The following is a 21,292-nucleotide window of genomic DNA, read 5'->3' as shown; positions in this document are numbered from 1 at the left end:
GACTTCGGTCTTCTCTTCCGCAGAAATCAATTCTTCTGAGGCATAGTTGAAAACACATGAGGCCACGCTATAATGGATGGAGCCCTATTTTACATTCCGATTACAAAACAACAAAAGCAAGGAGGACATACATATGGTTGTCACTCGGCCTACGCGCAGCTCCATGCCACGCGGGCTTTTAAATCATCCATTAACGTTATATCTTATTTTTCTTGTGCTCATGCTGCTCAAACTCATGTGGCTCCACCACAATCTTCACGCTTATAACATTACGATGGGACTGCTGGATAAAGTCATTGCTATTGGATCTTTACTACTCTTGTCCTTCTGGACCTGGTTGCTGCCACGTAGAGGAATGATCGTGTCTCTCGTGGTGCTTAACCTGCTGCTTACCGCACTAATCTACGCCGATATGGTGTATTATCGCTATTTCCAGGATTTCTTGACCCTCCCGGTATTGTTGCAGGCTAGACAAGTTGACGCATTGGGTGACAGCATCGCTACATTGATCTACACAAGCGATCTATGGTTCTTTGCTGATTGGCTTGTCGTCATTCCATTCGCAACTATCGTACTATTCAACAGACGTTACCGTTCGAAGCACATCAGTCCGTCTGTTCATGGCTATGGGAGTTATTCGTACAACGATGGCAAGGCACGGTTGCGCCGCCGTCTCACGGCTGGCAGCATTGCCCTTGTGCTGGGACTTGGCCTCGCCGTCGGCCCGATTTATTTCTACAGCAAAACATGGGCCAAAGGCCTGTTTGATAACAACTGGTGGAATGTATCCATGTATAATGTGACCGGACTGCTCGCTTTTCACGGTTATGATCTGTACAACTATGCCAAAGACCACATCGGCTCCGGGCCGCAGGCTGAACCCGCAGATGTTGAACAAGCAAAGGCATTCTTTGCTGAGAGGCAAGGAGCTGAACCACAGAACGATGCCTTGTTCGGCAAATATAAGGACAGCAATGTCATCATTGTCCAGGGTGAGGCTTTTATGAACTTCATGATTGGCCAGAGCATTGGCGGTCAGGAGATCACACCGCATTTTAATGAACTGATGAAAGAAAGTCAGTATTATAGCCACTTTTACCACCAGACAGGTCAGGGTAGAACGTCAGATGCCGATTTTGGAGCAAACATTTCCCTACATCCGCTTCCGGTTGGATCAGCGTTTGTACGTTATGCAGACCATACGTATGATTCCCTTCCTTCCATCCTGAAGGATAACGGGTACAGCACCAACGTATTTCACGCTTATGAGAGTGGCTTCTGGAATCGGTATACGATGTATCAGAACATGAAGTACGACAAGTTCTATAGTAAAAATGATTTTGCACAGGATGACCCGCTTGGCTGGTCCCTGTCTGATGAATCCTTTTTCCGGCAATCCGTTGAGAAAATGAGTAGTGAGGTGACCGAACCATTCTATTCCTTCCTAATCACTCTTACCAGTCACCATCCGTATGCCTTGCCAAAAGAGAAGCAGCAACTGGATGTAGGCGAGTTCCAGGGAACCATGTTTGGTAACTATCTGCAGTCCGTTCATTACGTGGATTCGGCACTGGGTAAGATGGTCGAGGATCTGAAAAATCGGGGCTTATGGGAAAATACCATCTTTATGTTCTACGGGGATCACGACAACTCGATTAAGGAACAATCACAATACGAACAGTTCCTGGGACGTTCACTGAACGAACTGGATATGGCACAGATCATGAACGAGGTCCCCCTGCTCGTGCATTTACCGGACGGAGCAGCTGCCGGAACCATCAACGAACCTTCGGGACAACTGGACATCACGCCTTCCGTACTGCATTTGCTAGGCTTATCCGACCAGTCCTATTATCACATGGGTAACGACGTATATGACGGGTCTGGGCGTACGGTTGTGCTGCGTAATGGCACATTCTCGGATGGTTCTGTATTCTATATTCCATCGGATGATTATATCTATGAGAGCGGTGCTTGTTATGACCTGTCCACACGCGACAAAACGGACATCAATGCTTGCCGCCCCGGTCATGATGAAGCAACCAAACGATTGCATGTCTCGGACACGGTCATTACTTATGATTTGATTCAGCGCTTTCGAGAGGAAGACAGTGGAGCAGCAACACCGCAATGAGCAATATCGTAATGACAAACTAAACAAATACACGAAATGAATTGAATTGGATTTAAAAAGGGGAACTCTCATTACATGACATCACACACTGAACCACTCAATATCGAACAGCAATTGTTCGATGCAGCCGCAAAATTTGTGAAGCAACGTTATCCTCAGGGATGGGGCGGCGCGGGTGCCGTCTATACCGAAGCTGGCTCCCTGCTGATTAGTGTAGCTCCAGAGGTCATCAACGATGCCACGCATCTGTGTATGGAAACAGGAGCTTATCTGGAAGCCCACAAATTGAACGAACGTGTCACCCACTCCCTCTGTATCGCTCGTGATGACGAGCATTCGGAATTTAAGGTTCTTACACCTTGCGGTGTATGCCAGGAACGATTATTTTACTGGGGCGAAGAAGTCAAAGCTGCCGTATATGATCCTTCTGGTCAACTGGTCTTTAAGAGACTGGATGAGATTCAACCTTACCATTGGTCCAAGGCATATCAGAATAAAAAGTAATCTCCTTGCGAATTATAGAAAGTGGCTTTATAATTGTAACCATATTGGTTTCAACTAAAAGGATGATGGAGGTTATAATAAAATGAATATTGAGATATGGTCTGATTTTCTGTGCCCTTTCTGTTATATCGGCAAACGCCGCCTGGAGAATGTACTGGAACAGTTCCCACACCGTGATGAAGTGAAGCTGCAATTCAAAAGCTTCGAGCTTGATCCAAACGCTGCATTGAACCCAGGCAAAACCAATTCGGAATATCTGGCCGCCAAATATAATATGAGCGTGGAACAGGCCAAAGGTATGAATGCCCAGATGAATGCCAATGCTCGTACGGCAGGACTGGAATACAATATCGATGCCATGATCCCTACAAACTCCTTCTCAGCTCACCGCTTGACACACTGGGCAGATACACAAGGCAAAGCGCTTGAACTGAGTGAACGAATCTTCCAAGCTGTGTTTATTGAAGGTAAACACTCCGGCGACACTGAAGTGTTGGCTCAGTTAGCAGAAGAAGTCGGCTTGGATCATGACGCAGCTGCGGCAGTGCTGTCCAGTGATCAATTCACCGACAATGTCCGTGCTGACCAAGCAGAAGGAGAGCAACTTGGTATCCGCGGTGTACCGTTCTTTGTATTCGACCGTAAGTTCGCCGTATCGGGCGCTCAGCCTGACGAGGTATTCCTGGATGCCATTCAAAAAGCATGGGACGAGCGTTCCCCTTTCACCATGGTTGAATCCAACACAACAGAAACAGACGGCAGTGGCATCTGCACAGATGACGGATGCGAAGTCCCGAAAAAAAATTAAGCCAATTCAAACACAAAAAGCAGCAGGATCAGGGATATTTCCCGATCCTGCTGCTTTTTTTATATACTACACACCATTCTAGCTCATTGTATATTTTTGTGTTTGATGGACAGTTACTGTGGAGGGGACGGAATCGATTCTGAAGAAGCGAAGCGTTCGCCTGAAAGCTTTCTGCAAGAAAGCTGCATCGGAAGCATAAGCTGTATCCAAATTTTATCCTCTGAAAAGAGGAATCAAAAAAATTTGGAGACAACAGCGATCAAAAGAACGATTACGTAACCGGAACAACCACCAGTAGTTCATCAAACAATTATATTCAATTAGCGTCTACCCACTTAATCCCAGAACAGTTGATCCGGATGTGGACCCGTCCGCTTATCCGAATCCAGTGCATCAATCTGTCTCAACTCATCCGGTGTCAATTCAAAGTCAAAGATGTCCGCATTCTCACGAATACGCTCCGGGGTAACCGACTTCGGAATCGTCACAATCTGATTCTGAATGTCCCAGCGCAGAATGATCTGTGCTGGTGTTTTCCCATATTTCTGGGCCAGCGCTTTGAGGGTAGACTCTTGGCTCAGCTTGCCTTTCATGATCGGGCTCCAAGCCTCTAACTGAATTCCCTGCGCCCCGCAGAAATCCTGCAGTTCCTGCTGGATCAGACCCGGATGCAACTCTACCTGATTAACCGCAGGTACCGTTCCACCCTCATCTATGATATCTTGCAAATGATGTACTTGAAAATTACTCACACCAATCGCACGGATGCTTCCTTCGCTATATAGACGTTCGAATGCTCTCCACGTCTCCTTGTACTGATCTCTGCCAGGCCAGTGAATTAAATAAAGATCAATCACATTCAATCCAAGTGCCTTCTGACTGGCTTCAAATGCTCTCAACGTTGAATCAAATCCCTGATCCTCGTTCCAGAGCTTGGTTGTCACAAACAGTTCGTTACGGGCAACACCACTGCTTGCAATAGCTTGTCCCACTTCTTCCTCATTGCCATAGATGGACGCGGTATCAATACTACGATATCCAACCTCCAAAGCGGTCTCAACCGCCTGTTGTACTTCCTTACCTTTTGCTTTATATGTTCCAAATCCTAGCCATGGCATCGTTACTCCGTTGTTCAGAATCGTACAATCTGTAATATGTTTTGTCATTCTGTACCTCCCGTATGGAATTTTGCCTGCTCTTGTTCTATTAACCTTCTCACAGAATTTTAAGCGACCATTCGACATACTGTCGGAGTAAACCCATGGACCCAGAGTCTTTGCAAAAGATATGAAAAACCCGCAAAGCATTGCTGCCCTGCGGGTTCTGATGTGACAGGAACGTTATAAATTCCCTTGACCGTGCTGACTCTGGATTGAATTCAATCTTCTCTTCTCCTCGATGAACATTTCCTCTGCCAACTCAACACCTTGCCCTCCGAGTGAAAGCTCTGCTTGTCGCATCGCCTGCTCCGTGTGTGCCAGACGTCGTTCCGCCTGTACAATGGTCTGTGCAGTCGGATGAGACATGGCCTGAGATACAGCATAATGAAGCTTGTTCACCGCATTTTGCGCCTGAGATACGGTGGTATCGGCTTGCAAACTGGAATCATAACGCTTCGGCATGAGTATTCCTCCTTGGGATTATCATGTTCCTGTTACCCCTTTAGGATGGATAACACAAGCCTTCCTTATTCTTCTTTTGTGTTTTTATCGTAACTTTAGTTGATTACACTACGTTAATTAGATATTCATGACGAATCAGGAGGCAATCATTTGAAGAAAATAATATTGACACTCTGCATGTTGCCCTTGCTCATTTGGGTACAAGGCTGCGCTCAAGCTACATACGAGATAGAAGGATATACAGCGTCATCCATGAACCCAGACATCCCAGTCCCAAGCAATGCGAAGCTCATTAAAATCATAACTGATTCAGGCAATCGAAACATTAAAGAAGGCGTGATGTATGAATTGAAACATATTGGAGGGGAGCAAGGACTCTACCCGCCATTGGATTATTTTCAGAAGTTAGCGGATACAGGATGGGTTGAATTGGAAGAAGAACGGCTGGGACATGTACATTTTCTGAAAAAGGATACGACCGTCATTGCCATTGAAATTCGAGAAGATACCTTCCAAATTACTGAGTTGGTCGAAGGTGCTATGGAGTAACACACCCTTTCACTTCTACCCAAACGCAAAAAAAAGGAGAGGCACGTAGCCCCTCCTTTCTGATGTGTGGACAGTTTTCTCCACTCACCTTGTTATATCCTATTACTTCACAAACTTTGCGACTTTGGCGAGCACTTCTTCTTCTGTCGGCGCACTGATATACCGACCATTAATAAAGACAAATGCACGTTTCGCGCAAGGACCGCAATAGGATTTGCACCCAATCTTGATCTCCGTGTCTGGAGCCATTTTCTGCAACTTGGGCACAATCGATTTCAGTCGGACATGATTACACTTTTCGCATACGCGGATATCGTTAGCCATGAGTTCCCCTTCTTCGCGCCCTTAGTGGTCGCCGTGATTACCCTGGGACGGATTCGTAATAACAAATCCCTCTTCCGGGAAGTAGAGGTAGTCAATTTTAACACCGTTCAACAAAGGCTGATCATTCGCGAGAATGACATCAATCTCTTTATCGGTAGATACAACTGTATCATTTTCTTTTGGTGTGTCGATATCTAGGCCGTAGTGAGCATGGTCACCATGTGCATGGGTGATGACAACGCGCAGTTTTTTTCCTTCGTTCTCCGGCTTGTCCAATTCAAGCTTCAATACTTTAGCAGCATTACGCGTAATTTTGCAGTTCATTCTCTTCATCTCCTATATTGTAATTGCAGATTTCAACAATTTCAGCATTCTTAAACTACAGCATCTATTGTAAAGAAAGTTACCGCTCTTCGCAATAACATTGATGCGAATTCAATGTCAATATGATCCATCGGGCCGCAAATTAAGAAGGTGTCCCCTCTTGAAGCGCAGGATATTTACGTTCTGCCCGGCTTACAAACCAGTTCATCAGAATCAAAGTGACCCCGATATCATCGATGGGCATAAACGGCATTACGTCAGGAAGTACCCAGTACAACAGCGCTGGAATAATAAACAACAGCTTTTCTCCCAAAGGAATCTGCGGAGCCCGGAGCAGCCGGGGGAGCCTTTTGAAAACTTGTGTCCATCGTTTGAACGACAGTAGTCTTCTCCACTTCATTTGAATCCCTCCGTATAATTATATATGTCGCCGAAACGGCACATCCATCATTACCCGTTCGAAAACCATTCAGAACGAATGACGTAACATGCCATTATAAAAAATAATAAAAACGGAACGTCGCTCATAGCGTCCGTTCCTGTTATACGAATGATCTACTGTTAAGTTTCACACCTTCGTAATTCGGGGTCTTGCCTTATTGTCCATTGGATAACAGTTCAGCCAGCAACATTCCCACTTCTATACAGATATCATCAAACTGTTCTACGGGAAGCGGATTAACACCCAATCCAACTTCTACCGTGAAGCCCGGTCTACCGAAATCTTGAATAAACCAGTCCTTGTATCCGGCATCACTGCCACCGAGCTTCACCGCCTTGTAGCCGGAAGCTTTGGCGAGTCTACGCGACAGCGGTCCACTCTCTCTGGGTTCCAGATCACGGTAGTTCCAATAGATCTCCTGTCCCTGACTATGCAGGGATACAACCGCATCAAATGTATGTTGCCGCGTCCACTGCGCAAGCGCCTGTGCCTCCGGTTCTGTCAATGGCGCGGTCCCCGCATAATCCCTGGGGCCAGGTGAGGTCATACCTCTTCTCGCTGCCTCTTCATCCCAATGGGCTGGAAATTGATCATTCAGATCCACCCCTCTGATGTTGGCCTTCCAATGGGTGAAATGTGATCTGTCGGCATTCCAGGCCAACAACTGCTGTGCATGTGGATGCTGATTGACCACACCTTCCTGAACCAGTTCGACCCCGTCCGGATTAACCATCGGCACGGCCCAGAGTGTCGTCTCTTGCATCCAGCGTTCTGTCTGATATTGATGCCATGTCCTATGCGCACCATACGCCTCGGCATACTCTTCGATAAACTTCATCAAAACTGCTGTTGTCAACCACTCATTCGCATGAACGGAAGCATTAACATGGATATGTCTCGATCCTTGCCCAATACGCAAATAAGGCAGTGACTTGCCCATGACACTTGTTCCGATTGAACCCGTTTCAATAAACGGGTATTGATTCTCCAGCTTGTCTATATCCCTGATTAATTCTCGATAACCATACTCTCCCTGAATCTTTACAATAGTTTTTCCATTCGAAGCCGGAATATGAATACAGCGACCAACCCAGTCGGTTATATTGGTAATTTCAGGATTGGCCTGGCGCAACAACTCTTCGTCCAGACCAAATCTCCCTGCAATCTCCCCTACACTTTCTCCAGGCGGTACAGCGTATCTGCGACCTGTCCCGGGGACAATACGCAGCATCTGACCTGCCAGCAAGTATGGCTGGGAAGCCACTTCCGGGTTTAGTGCAGCAAGTAACTCTTTGGTCATATGGTGTGCTGACGCAATTCGCGGCAATGTATCTCCCCGCTGAACGATAATCCACTGCAGATCCATGTTGTTCTCCTTTCCACAGGAAAAGACAGGTCTCCTGTCCAGTTCTGACCAATTTCGTGTCTGTAACATATGTATGCAGGTCAGGTTGTCCGTCATGTGACAAGAATCATGTTTATCTCCTGTTAATGCATAATGACGACAAAAAATCCCGGAACTTCACAGTTCCGGGATAGTCCACAACCAAATTACATTAATTAAAAGTCTTATTCATGCATAATTTGAGTATAACTATGATAATTGCGTAACTTGCCAGACAACAGGGGTCTTGGAGATCTGCTCCCCCAACCATCGACGGGTGATATTCTGGAACATTCTCGGGTCACCCGTGCAGAAAAATTGATGCACCGGAGTCTCATCCCCACTGGCCAGCTTTCGTTTATCATATAAAATCGTACTGATTTCACGTGCCGTTTCATCTGCTGAACTGATTAACTTCACTTCCTGTCCCATAACTTCCTGAATCGTGTCCATGAGAAAGGGATAATGCGTACAACCCAGAATAAGACAATCGATTGGCTGTTGTTTGATCTCGCCCAATGATTGTTCCACCGTATGTGTCGTGTGCTCGGAACGAAATTCACCTTGTTCCACCAACGGCACCAGCGCCGGACAAGCCTGACTGACCACATCAATATAGGGGGACAACTGCTTGAGTGCCGATGTATAAGCCCCACTACCGATGGTACCCGTGGTACCAATCACACCAATACGTCCTGTACGTGTCGCTGTGATTGCGGCCCGCGCACCCGGATGTATAACACCAATGACAGGCATATTCACCTTGGCACGGATATACTCCAACGCGGCTGCTGTTGCTGTGTTACAGGCGATAACGATAACCTTCGGATCGAATTGGATCAAGAAATCAACGATTTGTTCCGTAAATTGTTTTACTTGTTCGGACGAACGGGGTCCGTACGGTGTCCGGGCAGTATCCCCAAAATAAATGATCTTTTCCCGCGGGAGCTGACGCATCACTTCCTTGGCGACGGTCAATCCCCCCACACCGGAGTCTAATATAGCGATTGCTTGCTGCACGAACACACCGCTTCCTTCTTCATTGAATTGGTTCTCAAAACGATTGTTTCTCAGAGCTTTCTTCCTACCGTATGAACATTCCGGCAAAAAGGTACCTACATCTTACCCGATTTCATCGCGGGGTTCAAATTAAATCCACCATAGATGACGTAGCGCGAATGTGTGGACACGCAACAAAGCAGGCTCTCCTCTAAATAGAGGAAAGCCTGCTTATCAAGCTTTGCTTAGTTGTCGTCCTTGGACTCATCCGCAGGAAGCTTCGCTACGATGTCAATTCCCGGTTCATCCACTGTTTTATCGATATCATTATCAACAATGGCTGCCGATATGCGAATTTCTTTCCCTTCAGCGCAATTGCGCCAGGATTGAATATCCTGAATTACGACATCTGCGGTCTCTTTAACTTTGGATACGATCTGCGAACTTTGTTCTCCCACGATACCAGCCAGTTCCTGACCTTTCTCCGATACCTGACGAGCACCTTCTGTAATATCCTGACGAAGTTCACGTCCCGATTTTGGTGCCAGCAATAATGCCGTTACTGAACCAACCACGGAGCCAATAAGAGCTCCCCACAACAAACTTTTGTTAGAATCCTTCACGTCACATCTCTCCCTTTACTATTGTTTAAGTACCGGACTAGAAGCAACGGTCTGTCGCTCAGCCATCCGGGCGAATGCCTACTCTGTTGATGCATTATAAGCAGCACAGGCTTGACTTGACACTCCAGATGTTAAAAATAATCTGAACGCCCTTTTTGAATGGATGCAAATGACTTGGCTTAAACTCAGTTCTGACGAGCCGGCTCGAGATTAGACGCGGCATGCTCATCCCCCGGGTCCAAATCAATCACATATCGTCCAGGTGCAATCAATGCTGCCTGATGTTCACAACGCCAGCGACGTCCACCTGAAGAACCCAGCGTCTGTCCATCTTGCAGAACATCCCCCTGATCAAATATGTAATAAGCTGCACCCAGTAAGGTCTGAGCCACCGTATCCGGATCAAGACCGACGAAGTGACACTGGACATCAGGTACACCCAGCGCAGATAATCCCACGGTATCCATGACCAACCCGCGCTGTTCCTCTGTACCTCCGGCTTGATACATTCGAACGTTCATGGCTGCATACAGATGTTCCTCACGTTCCTGAGCTTGCGTATATGCTTCCGGTTCAACCAGCTTATCACTGCCATACCAATACAGCGCATCACAGGTCACACTCTCCATGATTGCCAGTACAGTCTTCTGAAACAGCTCCAGGCGCTGTTTACGAGGCATGGCAGCCGTGAACATATCATGTATCCGAATGGAGTAACGCGCAGCTTCCACAGCTTGTCCCACTTCCGGCCAATGCCATGCTTGTTGCAGAGCACCGCCAAAGCGAGCACGATCTGCGATTTCATTCACAGGAAGCATGCAAGTCTGAGCAGGGATATCCCCTTCCTGGAAGGATACCTTGTGGTCCAGATGATAGAAGACAAGCATCTCATGCTTTTGCCCTCCGCTCTCTTGTTTCACATCCAGTCGGACTTGTCCTGTATGACGGATCATAGCTTCCTGCAAACGCAGGCGATCCACCTCTGGACGTTCCCGGAACAAAAGTTCAACCATATACACCGGATGGAATCCGGAAGGTGTTTCATTTGTTTCGTTACTTTCAGTATTTACTTCATTGAATTCTTTTGATTCATTTGTCATGCGATTTCCCTCATTCCTTACGCTGTCCCTCGGCCTGTGCCGTATTGAAAGGACCAAGTTCTTTTTCCACGTAGGCGCTAACCTGAGTAGTAAAATGTTCAAGTATACTCGGCAACTCTACGCTAAGCGGATGGAGCTCAGACCGCTCCCAAGTGTAATAATCCTGCACCAGTGGTTTGCGTAACGTGACAAGCTGACGCAATATCTCATAGGTCGGATTATCAAAAACCTTTTCTTCATAATTAATCTGAATAATATCATCATAGCTGCTTGCATCTCTCATGATGAAGCCGTCTATCAGATAACTTCCCACATCGGTAACAATCTCGATCGCCAGGTGAAGACAACGTTCCTGTACCATACCCAGCATGAGACTGCCATCCCAAGCTTCTGCTGCCCCGCGAAGCCCTTCAGCTACTTCCGGTACAGCAGCAAGCCGGCGGGCAATCTGTTCTCTGTTCACATAATACATTCGTTCACTTCCCGTTCAGTGAGTTATCGGTTCCGTTTCCCTCTTCGCTTAAGCCAGAATATCATCACAGGACAAGCGATTAGAAACACAACAAAAATATATAGAAATTCCATAACGTCTCTTAAATCGCTCATGCAGAGTCCCCTTTATCTCAACGTAGTTTGAATGACAGATCAGATTTCGTAGTCCACTGCAATTGACTGTTCTCTGACTTCGTTCATGTACTTGATAACTTCCTGATGAAGCGGGTGTACCTGATACGCCTGAAGATCCTCCAGTGACGCAAACTCCGCCGTGAGTGAAATGTCGAACGATCTCTCCGAGCGAAGCACATCAATCCCGATTTCAAGTGAAACCAGGACATCAATTTTACCTTCCAGATTGCGAAGCACCTGGGCTGCAGCTTCAATACTTTCTGCTGAGCGATCTTTCATTTTGAACAGGACAATATGTTTTATCATCTGGGCAAACACCTCGTTTAATATAATAGTAGAAATGAATGAATTTTCATGTATCCAAAATATATCATAACGTTCTCTATTACGAAAGGATACTTGGAAACGTTCTCTTGATTAAGAAAAACTAATCCGAACCGTTTCCTTTCGATTCGGATTTCTTTTGCGATCCATCCTCCGTCTGTTTCGCGGAGTCATCCTGCAAAGTTTGTCCTGTTTCAGCCTGCTGCTTGATGTCGTCCGGGGTTTGCTGCGGTTTGGACCATTCACGATTCGTCAGATCCTCCTGATCCTCCTGTTTCTTCAACACTGCAATGGCCTGTCTGAGCTTTGCAGGCAATGGAAGACCGATTTTGGCATAATTCTCGGTAATTGAAATGAGTTCATTCACCAGATAGAAATAAATAGCTCCGCCTTTGATAAAATCGGTTCCCATGATCAGATCAATTCGATGAGCAAGCAAAACAACGGTCAGCATGAGCCCTTTGCGAGCAATCCCCCAGAATCCAATGTTGCTATTCAACCCGGTACCTGTTCTTACCGCCGCTGCCAAACCTGTTATATAATCCACAGCCATCGCGACCGCGAGCAGGCTCAGCAATTGATCCCATCCGCCAAAAGCAAACGTAACAAATGCTCCCGAGATGACAGCAAAGGTATTCACAGATAGATGCACGTTCATCACCTCTCCTTTACACTTGAGTATCATACAATATATGTAAAAGTAAGAGATTTGACAGGTCACATGTCATGCTGAACACGCGGATTTATCATTTCAGATTTGTGCACATCCTCTTCGCAACAGGGGAACGAAAATCACATGCTTTTGGGGAATTCAGGGAAATAAACCGCATCATATCAACAAAAAACAGATAAAAGTTCTTTAGACCTAATAATAAGTAATTAGAACTATATTATTTTTATTCCTGTTCAATTTCTCCCCTCATTTTTAGTGAAACATTGTAATCTAGGAATATACTAGGATGTGAATTGCGCATGGTCTAGTTCGTAGTTCCCTCTTTATCGTGAATTCACGCATTGATGCATTTGTAACCGGTAATCCCGGCACTTGAAAGTACCCCGTTGTTTATTGTAGTATTTGGTTAAAAAAAATCGGAGGAAATATGCCTAATCAACCAGAACAACATTCCATCCAGGCGTGGTCTCTGATCAACCGTAAATACTTGGGAAAAGGCGTCCGTGTTAAACGATTCCGAAAACCGACACGCTGTCAAATCCGCAATCGTGTTCTTCTTGCCGTGCTGATGGCCAATGATATCAAGTTGTCCCAGCTTGCTGAAGACCTCTCCATCTCTTCACGCAGTGTCAGTGCGTGGGTATATGAAGGACGGATACCCGGCAGTACCAATTTGGACAAGACTTGCCAATTACTCGGCTACCCGCGTCATATTCTCTTCAATGAAGAAGTTGTGCGTAATAGCCCTGTCATATGTCAACCCGAGTCATCTCGCTTCATGAAGCGTACGGTGACCCGTTCTCCGGTTAGTAACCGTATTTTGACAGGCTTGTGTATGGTCCATGATCTGTCGGTGACAGATGTCAGCCACTGGATCGGGGTTCATCCCGGCACTTTCCGCAAATGGCTGCATCAGGGAACACTGCCTTCTGCTGCATTTCAGGAACAAGCGGAGCAATTTTTCCGTATCCCGAAAACTATTTTGTTCGCAGATGTCATCTTGAAAGATCGTCGCAACAACTAAATAAGCGAACAGCCAAAAGGCTCTGATCTCCCCATAGGGAGGCCAGAGCCTTTTTTAAAATAAATGCATGCCTTCTCTCTCGGACTTGAAGCACTGTTCTGGCTATTCCATCAGAAATGTCAGATAACCTACCCTTTTTCGCCTTTTGCTCCCAAGGAGAGCCATCACAGCCCGCTACAAGCGAAGTTAACGCATTTCATCATGACCATTCTCTCTAAAAAGGTCATCCTAACCTCGTGTTTAACACTTCATTGATATATCTCAATCCGGTATATCGAGGACGAAGCGTATGCGCTGTGTTGAATGCATGTTCCACCATCTCCGGGGTTACACCGAGTTGCTCAGTAGTCACAGGTCCACCTACTTGTTCCAACCATGCGATGAGCTGAGAAGCCTCCGGCAATTGGTCATATATCCCAAACACCGGTTCACCCGATGTCTGTGCAAGTTCTTTATATTTCACCGTAAGTAATGCACAAGCTACGCCAACTTTGGCACCATGCAGAACCGGCCTTTCTCCCGCTTGCATCAGATCCATCTCCAAAATATGGGACAGATGATGCTCACCTCCGGATGCCGGACGGGAATGGTCAATGATCAGCATGGAGATACCGGAAACAATTAATGCGTCCATTAATACAGCTACTCCCTCTGCTCGCCCCTCCGCAATCGCTTGTACATGATCTATGCAGGTATTCAGCGCTTCTTCTGTCATCCGATAAGCAACCGGACAGAACGGTTCCCCGCCCAGATCACGAGAAACAATCCAATCTGCAAGGGAAGTATATTTGCCAAGCATATCTCCGAATCCGGCAGCCGTCATCACTTGGGGAGCTTGCTCCAGGATATTCATATCGGCAAAAATGGCTTCAGGCGGAACAGCCTGAAATGTCTGTTTGATTCCGCTTACAATTAAGGGTGCACCCGCAGAGGTAAAGCCATCTACTGAAGCCGCTGTCGGTATCGACAGAAAGGGCTTATTCATTTTGGAACAAACAAATCTCACCAGATCATGAATGGTACCTGAACCCACCGCAATTACAGCCTGACTTTCGAGTCTCACACCCAACATAACCTGCACAATAGCTGCTTCATCCGCAATGATATCCCCCGTGCGATTCTCCGGTAGAGCGATCTCATCCACATGCATTCCCGCTTCGCGAATACTACTCAGCACATCAGATCCGGCGGCCCGAAACGTATGTCGATCATAAACAACCGTCACCTGACGATATCCTTGCTCAGACAAATAACCCGGTAACCTCTGAATGGCCCCAGCTTCCAGATGTATCAGCATATCCACCACTCGGTGTTGATGACCGCAAGCACACTGCTGTGCTTCCTCATTCCATGTTGCAATTCGTTCGTTCATATTCATTCGCTCTTACCCTCCCATATGAGATATCATGCATAATTAACGGGTTAAAACCACAAGATAAAAAAGGAAATAAAATGTGATGATTTTCCTGATCACACTTTACTGCCTGTACCCAATATTTGCAAATCCATATCTCACATTTCCAAGTAGGTGAAGCAATGAAATTAACGAAAGAATTAGGAATTTCGCTCGGATTTCTCGCCGGAACCACTTTTGGCAGCGGTATCGCTTTTTTGTTTCGTCTCCAGTCGGTTGAAGTGGTTGCCAGTGTAACGCTATTTGGTATTGCAGGAGCCATTGCCGGGATCATCACGGCAGTCATTCTGCGCCAGCGGCAACATTAGCATTAGCATTAGCATGCTGGTAGCAAAATGTAGGCTTCACACGAATGATCCACAAAATAAAAAAAGGTTCGTGAATTGCCCTAGAGCAACTCACGAACCTTTTTTGTTAGATGCGGTCGAGAGGACTCGAACCTCCACGGGGGTTAGCCCACACGGACCTGAACCGTGCGCGTCTGCCAATTCCGCCACGACCGCATAATATGTATCTTCTCATCCATCGATGAAAAGCGTTCCGGTGAAACAATTCCTTGTTTTACCGTAATTCAGAGTATACATGCTCCAAAATAAAAATGCAACTTCTTTTTTTACTCATTCAAGAATAGGACATATGTCCTTTTTTCTCAACTTCAAACACCCTATCGTAGCATTAATCAACAAATATACCATCCATAAGAATGCAAAAATGAAGGAGAGATCCACCTTGAAAACAACCCATCTGTGCTTTATCGGTGCAGGGTTTCATGCATCCACGAATATTTACCCTTCTGTTGTTGAAGCCGGAGCGCAGATCCAGGCCATTGCCACACGCAGTATGGAACGCTCTGAAGCAGCTCTGCTGCGATTTGGCAGCAACGGACAAGCGTATGATAACGCTCAGCTTATGTTACAGCAGGAAACTTGTGACGGTGTCGTTGTGATCGCCCAGCCTGTAGATCAGACCGCTCTTGTTCTCGAATGCATTGGCGCTGGCAAGAATGTATACGTGGATAAGCCGCTCGGATGGAACGCAGCGGAAGCCGCCACTGTAGCAGAAGCTGCCGAGCAGGCTGGCGTCGTTGTCATGGTTGGTTTTATGAAACGTTATGCCCCCATATACATGAAGCTGAAGGAGATCATTGATAGTGGTTCGCTAGGTAATGTACGTTCATTCCAGATGAAATTCGCTGTAGACAGTACCCCATTTTGCAAGGATGAGGAACAGTTCATGAAGCTCGCTGCCATTCATATGGTCGATCTGATGCGTTACTTATTCGGAGAAGCAATACGAGTTACAGGCACAACCGTGAAGGACGGGGAACACATTAATCAAAGCATTTCCCTTGTATTTGAGAATAACGTAGTAGGCAGCGCTTATTTTACCGGCATGAGTGCTTGGTCACGGGAGAGTGAAAGTGTACTCGTCACCTTTGACAACGGATTTGCGTCAGCTGAAGAGATCAACACACTTACTGTTCATCAATCCCGAAGCTCGACCAGCCTTCCCTGGAAATCTCTCGAGGAGCAGGATACTGTATATACACCTTCCGGATCTCCCATGTCCGGAGCTTATCGGGACCTTTATCTACGCGGGTTTGTTGGTGAAATGGCGCACTTCATCGCGTGTTGCCAGAATCAGACTGTCCCACATTCCAGCGCCAAGGATAATATTGCAACGATGGCTCTATGTGACTCCATTCTATCGTCACTGAAGTAGCGTATTTACGCTCATCATCATATTTTATACATCCAGCGAAGAGCCTGAAACCCGGGCTCTTTTTTTATCTTATAGACATCAACACATCTGCCTTCGACTATAATTAGGGTTTATAATCCACATCATAAGTGATATGCTCTTTCATGAACTATACGTACGTTATGTAATATAACCACCCAAATAGATCCTATAGAAAATCACCGTAAAGTGGAGGTGTACTTATAATGAAAAAGGACGCGACCAAGCTATGTCCCGCGCCATACGGCTGTTCCGTGGAAGTTACCCTCAGTGTGATCGGAGGCAAATGGAAAGGTGCCATTTTGTATCATTTATTCTCCGGTCCATTGAGATTTAACGAGATCCGAAAATTATTTCCTGACATTACCCAGCGTATGCTCACCCTGCAACTTCGAGAGTTGGAAGGCAGCGGAATTGTTCATCGTGAAATATACCCCCAGATCCCACCTAAAGTGGAGTATTCCCTCACACCATTTGGTGAAACGTTAAGGCCGATTATCTTCAGCATGCGAGATTGGGGAGAAACGTATACAAATGAAGTTCTGGCCAGATCCTCACAAGAGGTATAGTACACAAAAGAAGCTGTCCCTGGTTTTTAGGGAACAGCTTCTTTGCTCGCTTATTTACTTGCTTATTTAATAACCGATTGGATCGTAACCGTACGGTTACGTCCCTCTTCCTTCGCTTGATACAGTGCATTATCCGCCAGGTGAAACAGTTCTGTGGATGTTGTGGAGTGCTTCGGATATTCAGCAATTCCAGCCGAGATGGTCACGGAACGATCTATAGGCAATACGCTTTCTTCGACCGTTATTCGGATACGTTCAGCAATCTCAAAAGCGACGTTAGACTCGGAATTTCTTAACAAGACTACAAATTCCTCTCCACCAAACCGGGCGCAGACATCTTCTGGTCGAACAGACAATTGAATGATATTGGCAATGTGTTTTAATACTTCATCCCCAGCATGATGCCCGAATGTATCATTAATGGACTTGAAGCGGTCGATATCCAGAACAATAATGGAGAACGGCACCTCATCCTGAATCCATTCCTGAATGACTTCTTCGAAGGTTCTGCGATTGTTCATGCCTGTTAAAACATCTGTTCTGGCATCATAGACAAGCTGGTTTGTCTGTTTCCTAAAGTTCGCTAATGCGCCAACAACTGCTCTTGTTAGAAGGTCTGCCTCTCTATTCCAGTGAGGTTTCATCACAGGCAGTTCTACTTGTCCCTTATCGACCTGATTCACCAAATCAGCCAGCATAGCAAAAGGACTGGCCAGCTTGCGTGCAACCCGAACCACAATAAGGGTCAGGATCAGGAAAGGCACTGAGGTGTACAGTAACAACATACGGATATGATGATTCAACTGATCGTACACCGTTTGGGTTGGAGACACGATTACGACGCCCCAATCTGTTGATGGAACTTTGTAATAACCTGCAAGCGAATCCACACCTGCGAGGTTTTTGTATTGTTCTTTACCGTGCTTGTTTACTAGCAGCTTTTGCACCACTTCATTTTTACTGACATTTTCACCAATTCGGTTGGTGTTTGGGTGAAATAACAAAGTGCCCTTCTTATCCACAATAAAAAAGTAGGAACCATTACTTGTCTTGAGCTGACTGCCAAAAGACAGACTCAATATATTATTTTCCTGTAAAAAGATATTTCCACCAATCGTTCCTTGGTACTCCCCTACCGAATCAAAGATCGGTTCACTGACAAATACAATTCTGCGTTTGGTTCTGGGTGTCTGGTACGCTTCGGAGATATACGAAGTCCTCAAGCTAACCGCTTCTTTTGCTGCATTGGAACTAACATGGTGACCTACGCTAGCCTGTGAGTAAGGTGAGGTAGACCTAACTACTCCCGCTTTATCTACCAAAGAAACGGAATTGAAAAAATTACTGCTATTGCGAACCAAATCCAATGTGGAATTCAACTCTTTTGTATTGGAGTGATCCATATCCGTGAAATATGTGGCTGCATATTTCAAGCTCTCCTGCATGGAATAAAAAAGCGAATCCAGCGTTTGGCTCATTTGCACAGCGCTTGCATAGTTTAAGGACAGGGTGTTATCAATGAGTGACTGTTTCTGAGATGTATAAGATGAGATGACCATGAGGGTCAATGTCATTATAACTGAAATAGTGACCAACCCGCCGAGTAAAGCCGTGAGGCTGATCTTCTTGATGTTTTTTATTTTTCTTCGTAATCTTCTAGATCTCTTGATCTGTGCAATCATCGTTTACTTCCCCCGGATTTTCATGAAAAAGCATATTCCTTCTATCTTATACGAAAGTTGTTAAGATCAAATAAAGAGACTGAGAAATCTTAACAATTACATCGTAAGATTGACGATTTAATGACATTTTACTTTCCCTGGAAGAATCACTGTTCAGAATCGCCCTAATCGACAATGATATATCCTTCTTCTGGCTCTTGTTCAACAAACCCTGCCATCTGACGAACCTGAAATTCGATCGGGTGATGACTACCCATTAAAATGCGATTTTGAACTTCATCCGCTGTTTCTGTAGGTAATGCAAATGCACGTGTATAGGCAAACTGTGCCTGAAGTGTCGTATAGATCGCATTGACAAGCCGATCGTTTCCCGCACGTCCAAACACATTAAGGATGACAGCTCCGTCCGAGTCCAGCTTGTCCTTGACCATGGCAAAAAAATCACTGGATATAAACTGCTCGGGTGTACCCGTTGCCGTAAAGGCATCAATAATAATATAATCATATGACGCAGCAGGTTCCTGGCCCAATAATTCACGACCATCCCCAATGAGCACAGGGCTTCCCTCATAACCAAAAAAGGTCCGGCTCAACTCCACGACCTCTGCGTCAAGCTCAGCCACCTTTACCTGACGATCAGACAAGTAGGTTGGCAATGTGCCAATACCATGTCCCACCACAAATACGGTATCAAACTCAGGATCATTCCGTTCCATTAGATGCACCATCGCTCTTGGATACTCCAACACCATCCGGTTAGGCTCATCCAGATCCATGGCTCCCTGCACGGCTGCGTTGGAGAATTCTAATACACGAAACTGGCCCTTCTCTCCATAAAGCTTTTTGGTATCATATACCGTCAGCTCATGCTGTTCACTTTTATTCCGATACAGAACTCTCACTAACCGTTCTCCCTTCGATCTCTTGCACACATTCGACATATACCTTCATTCTATTACACGTGATGACAACATACCACCCTATACTTTAAAGATCATAGTACAACAAAAAAACCGTTCCGACTCATACGGAAACGGCCTTTTGATGAACCATTTAACACTTCTAAGACCCTATGGCCTCATGCAGAGCCTGGACATATGCTACACCCAGATTAGAGAGAGAAGTGCTCTTGTGGCTTATCCACCCTACATTAATGGATTCCTCACATTCCAGCGGTACAGGAATGATCTCGTCTCCGTTCAGATCAGCGCTAAGTACGCCCGTAGAGATCGTATAACCATTCAGACCAATCAATAGGTTAAACAATGTTGCGCGGTCATTGACCTGTATGCTTTTGGGGTGAGATAACGTACTTAGGATCTCTTCGGAAAAATGAAAGGAATTGTACTCTCCCTGATCAAATGACAAGTACGGATAATCCTGCAGCTGCTCGATTGCAACCGACTCCTGCTTCGCCAGCGGGTTCTTCACACTGATAAAGATATGGGGCTTGGCTGTGAACAAACTCGTGAAAACCAATCCCGCATCTTTTAACAATTTGTTAATCACCTTGGCATTGAACTCATTCAAATACAGGATGCCAATTTCACTGCGCAGGCTTTTCACGTCCTGAATAATCTCGTAGGTCTTTGTCTCCCGAAGCGCCAACTCGTATTCATCCTGACCATACTGCTGTACCAGACGAACAAAGGCATTCACTGCAAACGCATAATGCTGCGTCGATACGGAGAAGTGCTGCGGGGATGGCTTGGCGTTCAGATAACGATTCTCCAGCAATTCAGCTTGTTCTACCACCTGACGTGCATAACTCAGAAACTCAACGCCTTCTTTAGACAGAGATATTCCCTTATTGGTACGTTCAAAAATAGTAATTCGCAACTCCTGCTCCAGATCCCGAATGGCATTCGAAAGGCTGGGTTGCGAGATAAACAACCTTTTGGCTGCTTCATTCATGGAACCGCGCGTGGCAACTTCGATCACATATTTTAGTTGTTGTAATGTCACTGCACTATTCCTCTTTTCGTATCAATTGAATCTATTATATACCAAAAGAGGCTCCCACCTTAAGCCATGCTTGCTGTCGGTCTCACTACAATCTCATTTACGTCCACCTCTGCTGGCTGGCTTATGGCGAACAATATACTTTGCGCAATCGCCGAGGCGGGAATGGATATGCGCCGATACTCCTTCATGAGATCACGTGCTTCTTCATCAGAAATCGTATCCGCGAGTTCCGATTCCGTCACGCCCGGTGATACAAGGGTTACTCGGATATCTCCGACGCTGCGTTCCAGGTTGGCTATGAAAGTCCGTCTCAATTCAGCCGGGAGTATGCACGCATGTATGGTCTCCCTCCCAAAAGCGATATCAAACGACTTCGTCATACACTCGATATTAAATACTAGAAACAGCAAAAAGACCCGCGTCATCATGACGTGGGTTATCGGATTCAAATAGGCAGCAGC

The 21,292-nt window shown here is 45.9% G+C and carries 23 protein-coding genes, 1 tRNA gene and 3 pseudogenes; 9 read left to right on the top strand and 18 right to left on the bottom strand.

What is annotated here, in order from left to right; genetic code table 11:
* Window positions 1–133 precede the first annotated feature (133 nt).
* The 3 genes from MKY95_RS11005 (at window position 134) to MKY95_RS10995 (ending at window position 3,446) form a co-directional block, all read left to right on the top strand.
* Window positions 134–2,134: an LTA synthase family protein gene (locus tag MKY95_RS11005; protein ID WP_076318405.1), complete on the top strand. Its 2,001-nt coding sequence runs from the start codon at window positions 134–136 to the stop codon at window positions 2,132–2,134.
* 75 nt (window positions 2,135–2,209) lie between these two features.
* A complete protein-coding gene (locus tag MKY95_RS11000) occupies window positions 2,210–2,638 on the top strand; it encodes a cytidine deaminase (RefSeq protein WP_076318404.1) in 429 nt (142 codons plus the stop codon).
* Window positions 2,639–2,720: 82 nt separating this feature from the next.
* Window positions 2,721–3,446, top strand: coding sequence for a DsbA family oxidoreductase (locus MKY95_RS10995; RefSeq protein ID WP_076318403.1), 726 nt, complete (start codon window positions 2,721–2,723; stop codon window positions 3,444–3,446).
* 335 nt (window positions 3,447–3,781) lie between these two features.
* Here the strand turns inward: MKY95_RS10995 and MKY95_RS10990 are convergent, their stop codons facing one another.
* A complete protein-coding gene (locus MKY95_RS10990; RefSeq protein WP_017689419.1) occupies window positions 3,782–4,612 on the bottom strand; it encodes an aldo/keto reductase in 831 nt (276 codons plus the stop codon).
* A gap of 174 nt (window positions 4,613–4,786) precedes the next feature.
* Entirely contained in the window at window positions 4,787–5,068 is a 282-nt protein-coding gene (locus MKY95_RS10985) for a hypothetical protein (protein ID WP_076209046.1), read from the bottom strand.
* Between the two features lie 150 nt (window positions 5,069–5,218).
* On the opposite strand from MKY95_RS10985, the gene MKY95_RS10980 reads away from it, so the two are divergent.
* Window positions 5,219–5,617 carry a hypothetical protein gene (locus MKY95_RS10980; RefSeq protein WP_143781030.1) on the top strand — a complete coding sequence of 133 codons (399 nt, stop codon included), beginning with the start codon at window positions 5,219–5,221 and terminating at the stop codon, window positions 5,615–5,617.
* Window positions 5,618–5,719: 102 nt separating this feature from the next.
* Here the strand turns inward: MKY95_RS10980 and MKY95_RS10975 are convergent, their stop codons facing one another.
* The 10 genes and pseudogenes from MKY95_RS10975 to MKY95_RS10930 all read right to left on the bottom strand — a co-directional run.
* Window positions 5,720–5,941 (bottom strand): DUF1450 domain-containing protein, encoded by a 222-nt coding sequence (locus MKY95_RS10975; RefSeq protein ID WP_017689421.1) that lies wholly within the window; start codon window positions 5,939–5,941, stop codon window positions 5,720–5,722.
* A 21-nt stretch (window positions 5,942–5,962) separates the two neighbouring features.
* Window positions 5,963–6,265, bottom strand: a complete 303-nt coding sequence (locus MKY95_RS10970) for a heme biosynthesis protein HemY (RefSeq protein WP_036609727.1) — start codon at window positions 6,263–6,265, stop codon at window positions 5,963–5,965.
* A 142-nt stretch (window positions 6,266–6,407) separates the two neighbouring features.
* Complete coding sequence (locus MKY95_RS10965) at window positions 6,408–6,665, bottom strand: hypothetical protein (protein ID WP_076318401.1); 258 nt, start codon at window positions 6,663–6,665, stop codon at window positions 6,408–6,410.
* A 196-nt stretch (window positions 6,666–6,861) separates the two neighbouring features.
* On the bottom strand, window positions 6,862–8,067 hold the full coding sequence (locus MKY95_RS10960; protein ID WP_076318713.1) for a M14 family metallopeptidase: 1,206 nt from the start codon (window positions 8,065–8,067) through the stop codon (window positions 6,862–6,864).
* Window positions 8,068–8,301: 234 nt separating this feature from the next.
* Window positions 8,302–9,111 carry a glutamate racemase gene (gene racE / locus MKY95_RS10955; protein WP_036610949.1) on the bottom strand — a complete coding sequence of 270 codons (810 nt, stop codon included), beginning with the start codon at window positions 9,109–9,111 and terminating at the stop codon, window positions 8,302–8,304.
* Window positions 9,112–9,335: 224 nt separating this feature from the next.
* The gene (locus MKY95_RS10950) at window positions 9,336–9,713 is read right to left on the bottom strand and encodes a YtxH domain-containing protein (RefSeq protein WP_017689426.1); all 378 of its coding nucleotides are present in this window, start codon (window positions 9,711–9,713) and stop codon (window positions 9,336–9,338) included.
* A 185-nt stretch (window positions 9,714–9,898) separates the two neighbouring features.
* Window positions 9,899–10,813, bottom strand: a complete 915-nt coding sequence (locus tag MKY95_RS10945) for a DUF4261 domain-containing protein (RefSeq protein WP_076318400.1) — start codon at window positions 10,811–10,813, stop codon at window positions 9,899–9,901.
* 10 nt (window positions 10,814–10,823) lie between these two features.
* Complete coding sequence (locus tag MKY95_RS10940; protein ID WP_076318399.1) at window positions 10,824–11,285, bottom strand: HepT-like ribonuclease domain-containing protein; 462 nt, start codon at window positions 11,283–11,285, stop codon at window positions 10,824–10,826.
* A gap of 173 nt (window positions 11,286–11,458) precedes the next feature.
* Window positions 11,459–11,746 (bottom strand): Dabb family protein, encoded by a 288-nt coding sequence (locus tag MKY95_RS10935; RefSeq protein WP_017689429.1) that lies wholly within the window; start codon window positions 11,744–11,746, stop codon window positions 11,459–11,461.
* 286 nt (window positions 11,747–12,032) lie between these two features.
* Window positions 12,033–12,422, bottom strand: a pseudogene (locus MKY95_RS10930) (phage holin family protein); the annotation flags it as partial.
* A 442-nt stretch (window positions 12,423–12,864) separates the two neighbouring features.
* Between MKY95_RS10930 and MKY95_RS10925 the strand changes: the two are divergent.
* A complete protein-coding gene (locus MKY95_RS10925) occupies window positions 12,865–13,461 on the top strand; it encodes a helix-turn-helix transcriptional regulator (protein ID WP_017689431.1) in 597 nt (198 codons plus the stop codon).
* Between the two features lie 223 nt (window positions 13,462–13,684).
* Here MKY95_RS10925 and MKY95_RS10920 read toward each other — a convergent pair whose 3' ends face one another.
* Window positions 13,685–14,839 carry a sn-glycerol-1-phosphate dehydrogenase gene (locus MKY95_RS10920; protein WP_339198725.1) on the bottom strand — a complete coding sequence of 385 codons (1,155 nt, stop codon included), beginning with the start codon at window positions 14,837–14,839 and terminating at the stop codon, window positions 13,685–13,687.
* Between the two features lie 158 nt (window positions 14,840–14,997).
* Here MKY95_RS10920 and MKY95_RS10915 point away from each other — a divergent pair, with 158 nt between their 5' ends.
* Window positions 14,998–15,183, top strand: coding sequence for a hypothetical protein (locus MKY95_RS10915; RefSeq protein ID WP_036609735.1), 186 nt, complete (start codon window positions 14,998–15,000; stop codon window positions 15,181–15,183).
* 111 nt (window positions 15,184–15,294) lie between these two features.
* Here the strand turns inward: MKY95_RS10915 and MKY95_RS10910 are convergent.
* A tRNA-Leu gene (locus tag MKY95_RS10910) sits at window positions 15,295–15,378 on the bottom strand.
* A gap of 226 nt (window positions 15,379–15,604) precedes the next feature.
* Here MKY95_RS10910 and MKY95_RS10905 point away from each other — a divergent pair.
* Complete coding sequence (locus MKY95_RS10905) at window positions 15,605–16,597, top strand: Gfo/Idh/MocA family oxidoreductase (RefSeq protein ID WP_339198722.1); 993 nt, start codon at window positions 15,605–15,607, stop codon at window positions 16,595–16,597.
* Between the two features lie 224 nt (window positions 16,598–16,821).
* Window positions 16,822–17,184, top strand: coding sequence for a helix-turn-helix domain-containing protein (locus MKY95_RS10900; protein WP_017689435.1), 363 nt, complete (start codon window positions 16,822–16,824; stop codon window positions 17,182–17,184).
* 62 nt (window positions 17,185–17,246) lie between these two features.
* Here the strand turns inward: MKY95_RS10900 and MKY95_RS10895 are convergent, their stop codons facing one another.
* From MKY95_RS10895 to MKY95_RS10880, 4 genes and pseudogenes are all read right to left on the bottom strand, one after another.
* Window positions 17,247–18,743: a sensor domain-containing diguanylate cyclase gene (locus MKY95_RS10895; protein ID WP_339198720.1), complete on the bottom strand. Its 1,497-nt coding sequence runs from the start codon at window positions 18,741–18,743 to the stop codon at window positions 17,247–17,249.
* 287 nt (window positions 18,744–19,030) lie between these two features.
* On the bottom strand, window positions 19,031–19,768 hold the full coding sequence (locus MKY95_RS10890; RefSeq protein ID WP_339198717.1) for a fused MFS/spermidine synthase: 738 nt from the start codon (window positions 19,766–19,768) through the stop codon (window positions 19,031–19,033).
* A gap of 160 nt (window positions 19,769–19,928) precedes the next feature.
* Window positions 19,929–20,831, bottom strand: a complete 903-nt coding sequence (locus tag MKY95_RS10885) for a LysR family transcriptional regulator (protein ID WP_017689438.1) — start codon at window positions 20,829–20,831, stop codon at window positions 19,929–19,931.
* Between the two features lie 59 nt (window positions 20,832–20,890).
* A pseudogene (locus MKY95_RS10880) lies at window positions 20,891–21,109 on the bottom strand (oxidoreductase); the annotation flags it as partial.
* On the opposite strand from MKY95_RS10880, the pseudogene MKY95_RS10875 reads away from it, so the two are divergent.
* Window positions 21,095–21,232 (top strand): annotated as a pseudogene (locus MKY95_RS10875) (AraC family transcriptional regulator); the annotation flags it as partial. The pseudogenes MKY95_RS10880 and MKY95_RS10875 sit on opposite strands and share 15 nt — an antisense overlap.
* Window positions 21,233–21,292 lie beyond the last annotated feature (60 nt).

It is taken from the genome of Paenibacillus sp. FSL P4-0176, from assembly GCF_037975265.1.
Lineage (GTDB): Bacteria > Bacillota > Bacilli > Paenibacillales > Paenibacillaceae > Paenibacillus > Paenibacillus amylolyticus.
Note: the sequence above shows the minus strand (reverse complement) of the source record. Positions and strands in the feature narration are given on the sequence as shown.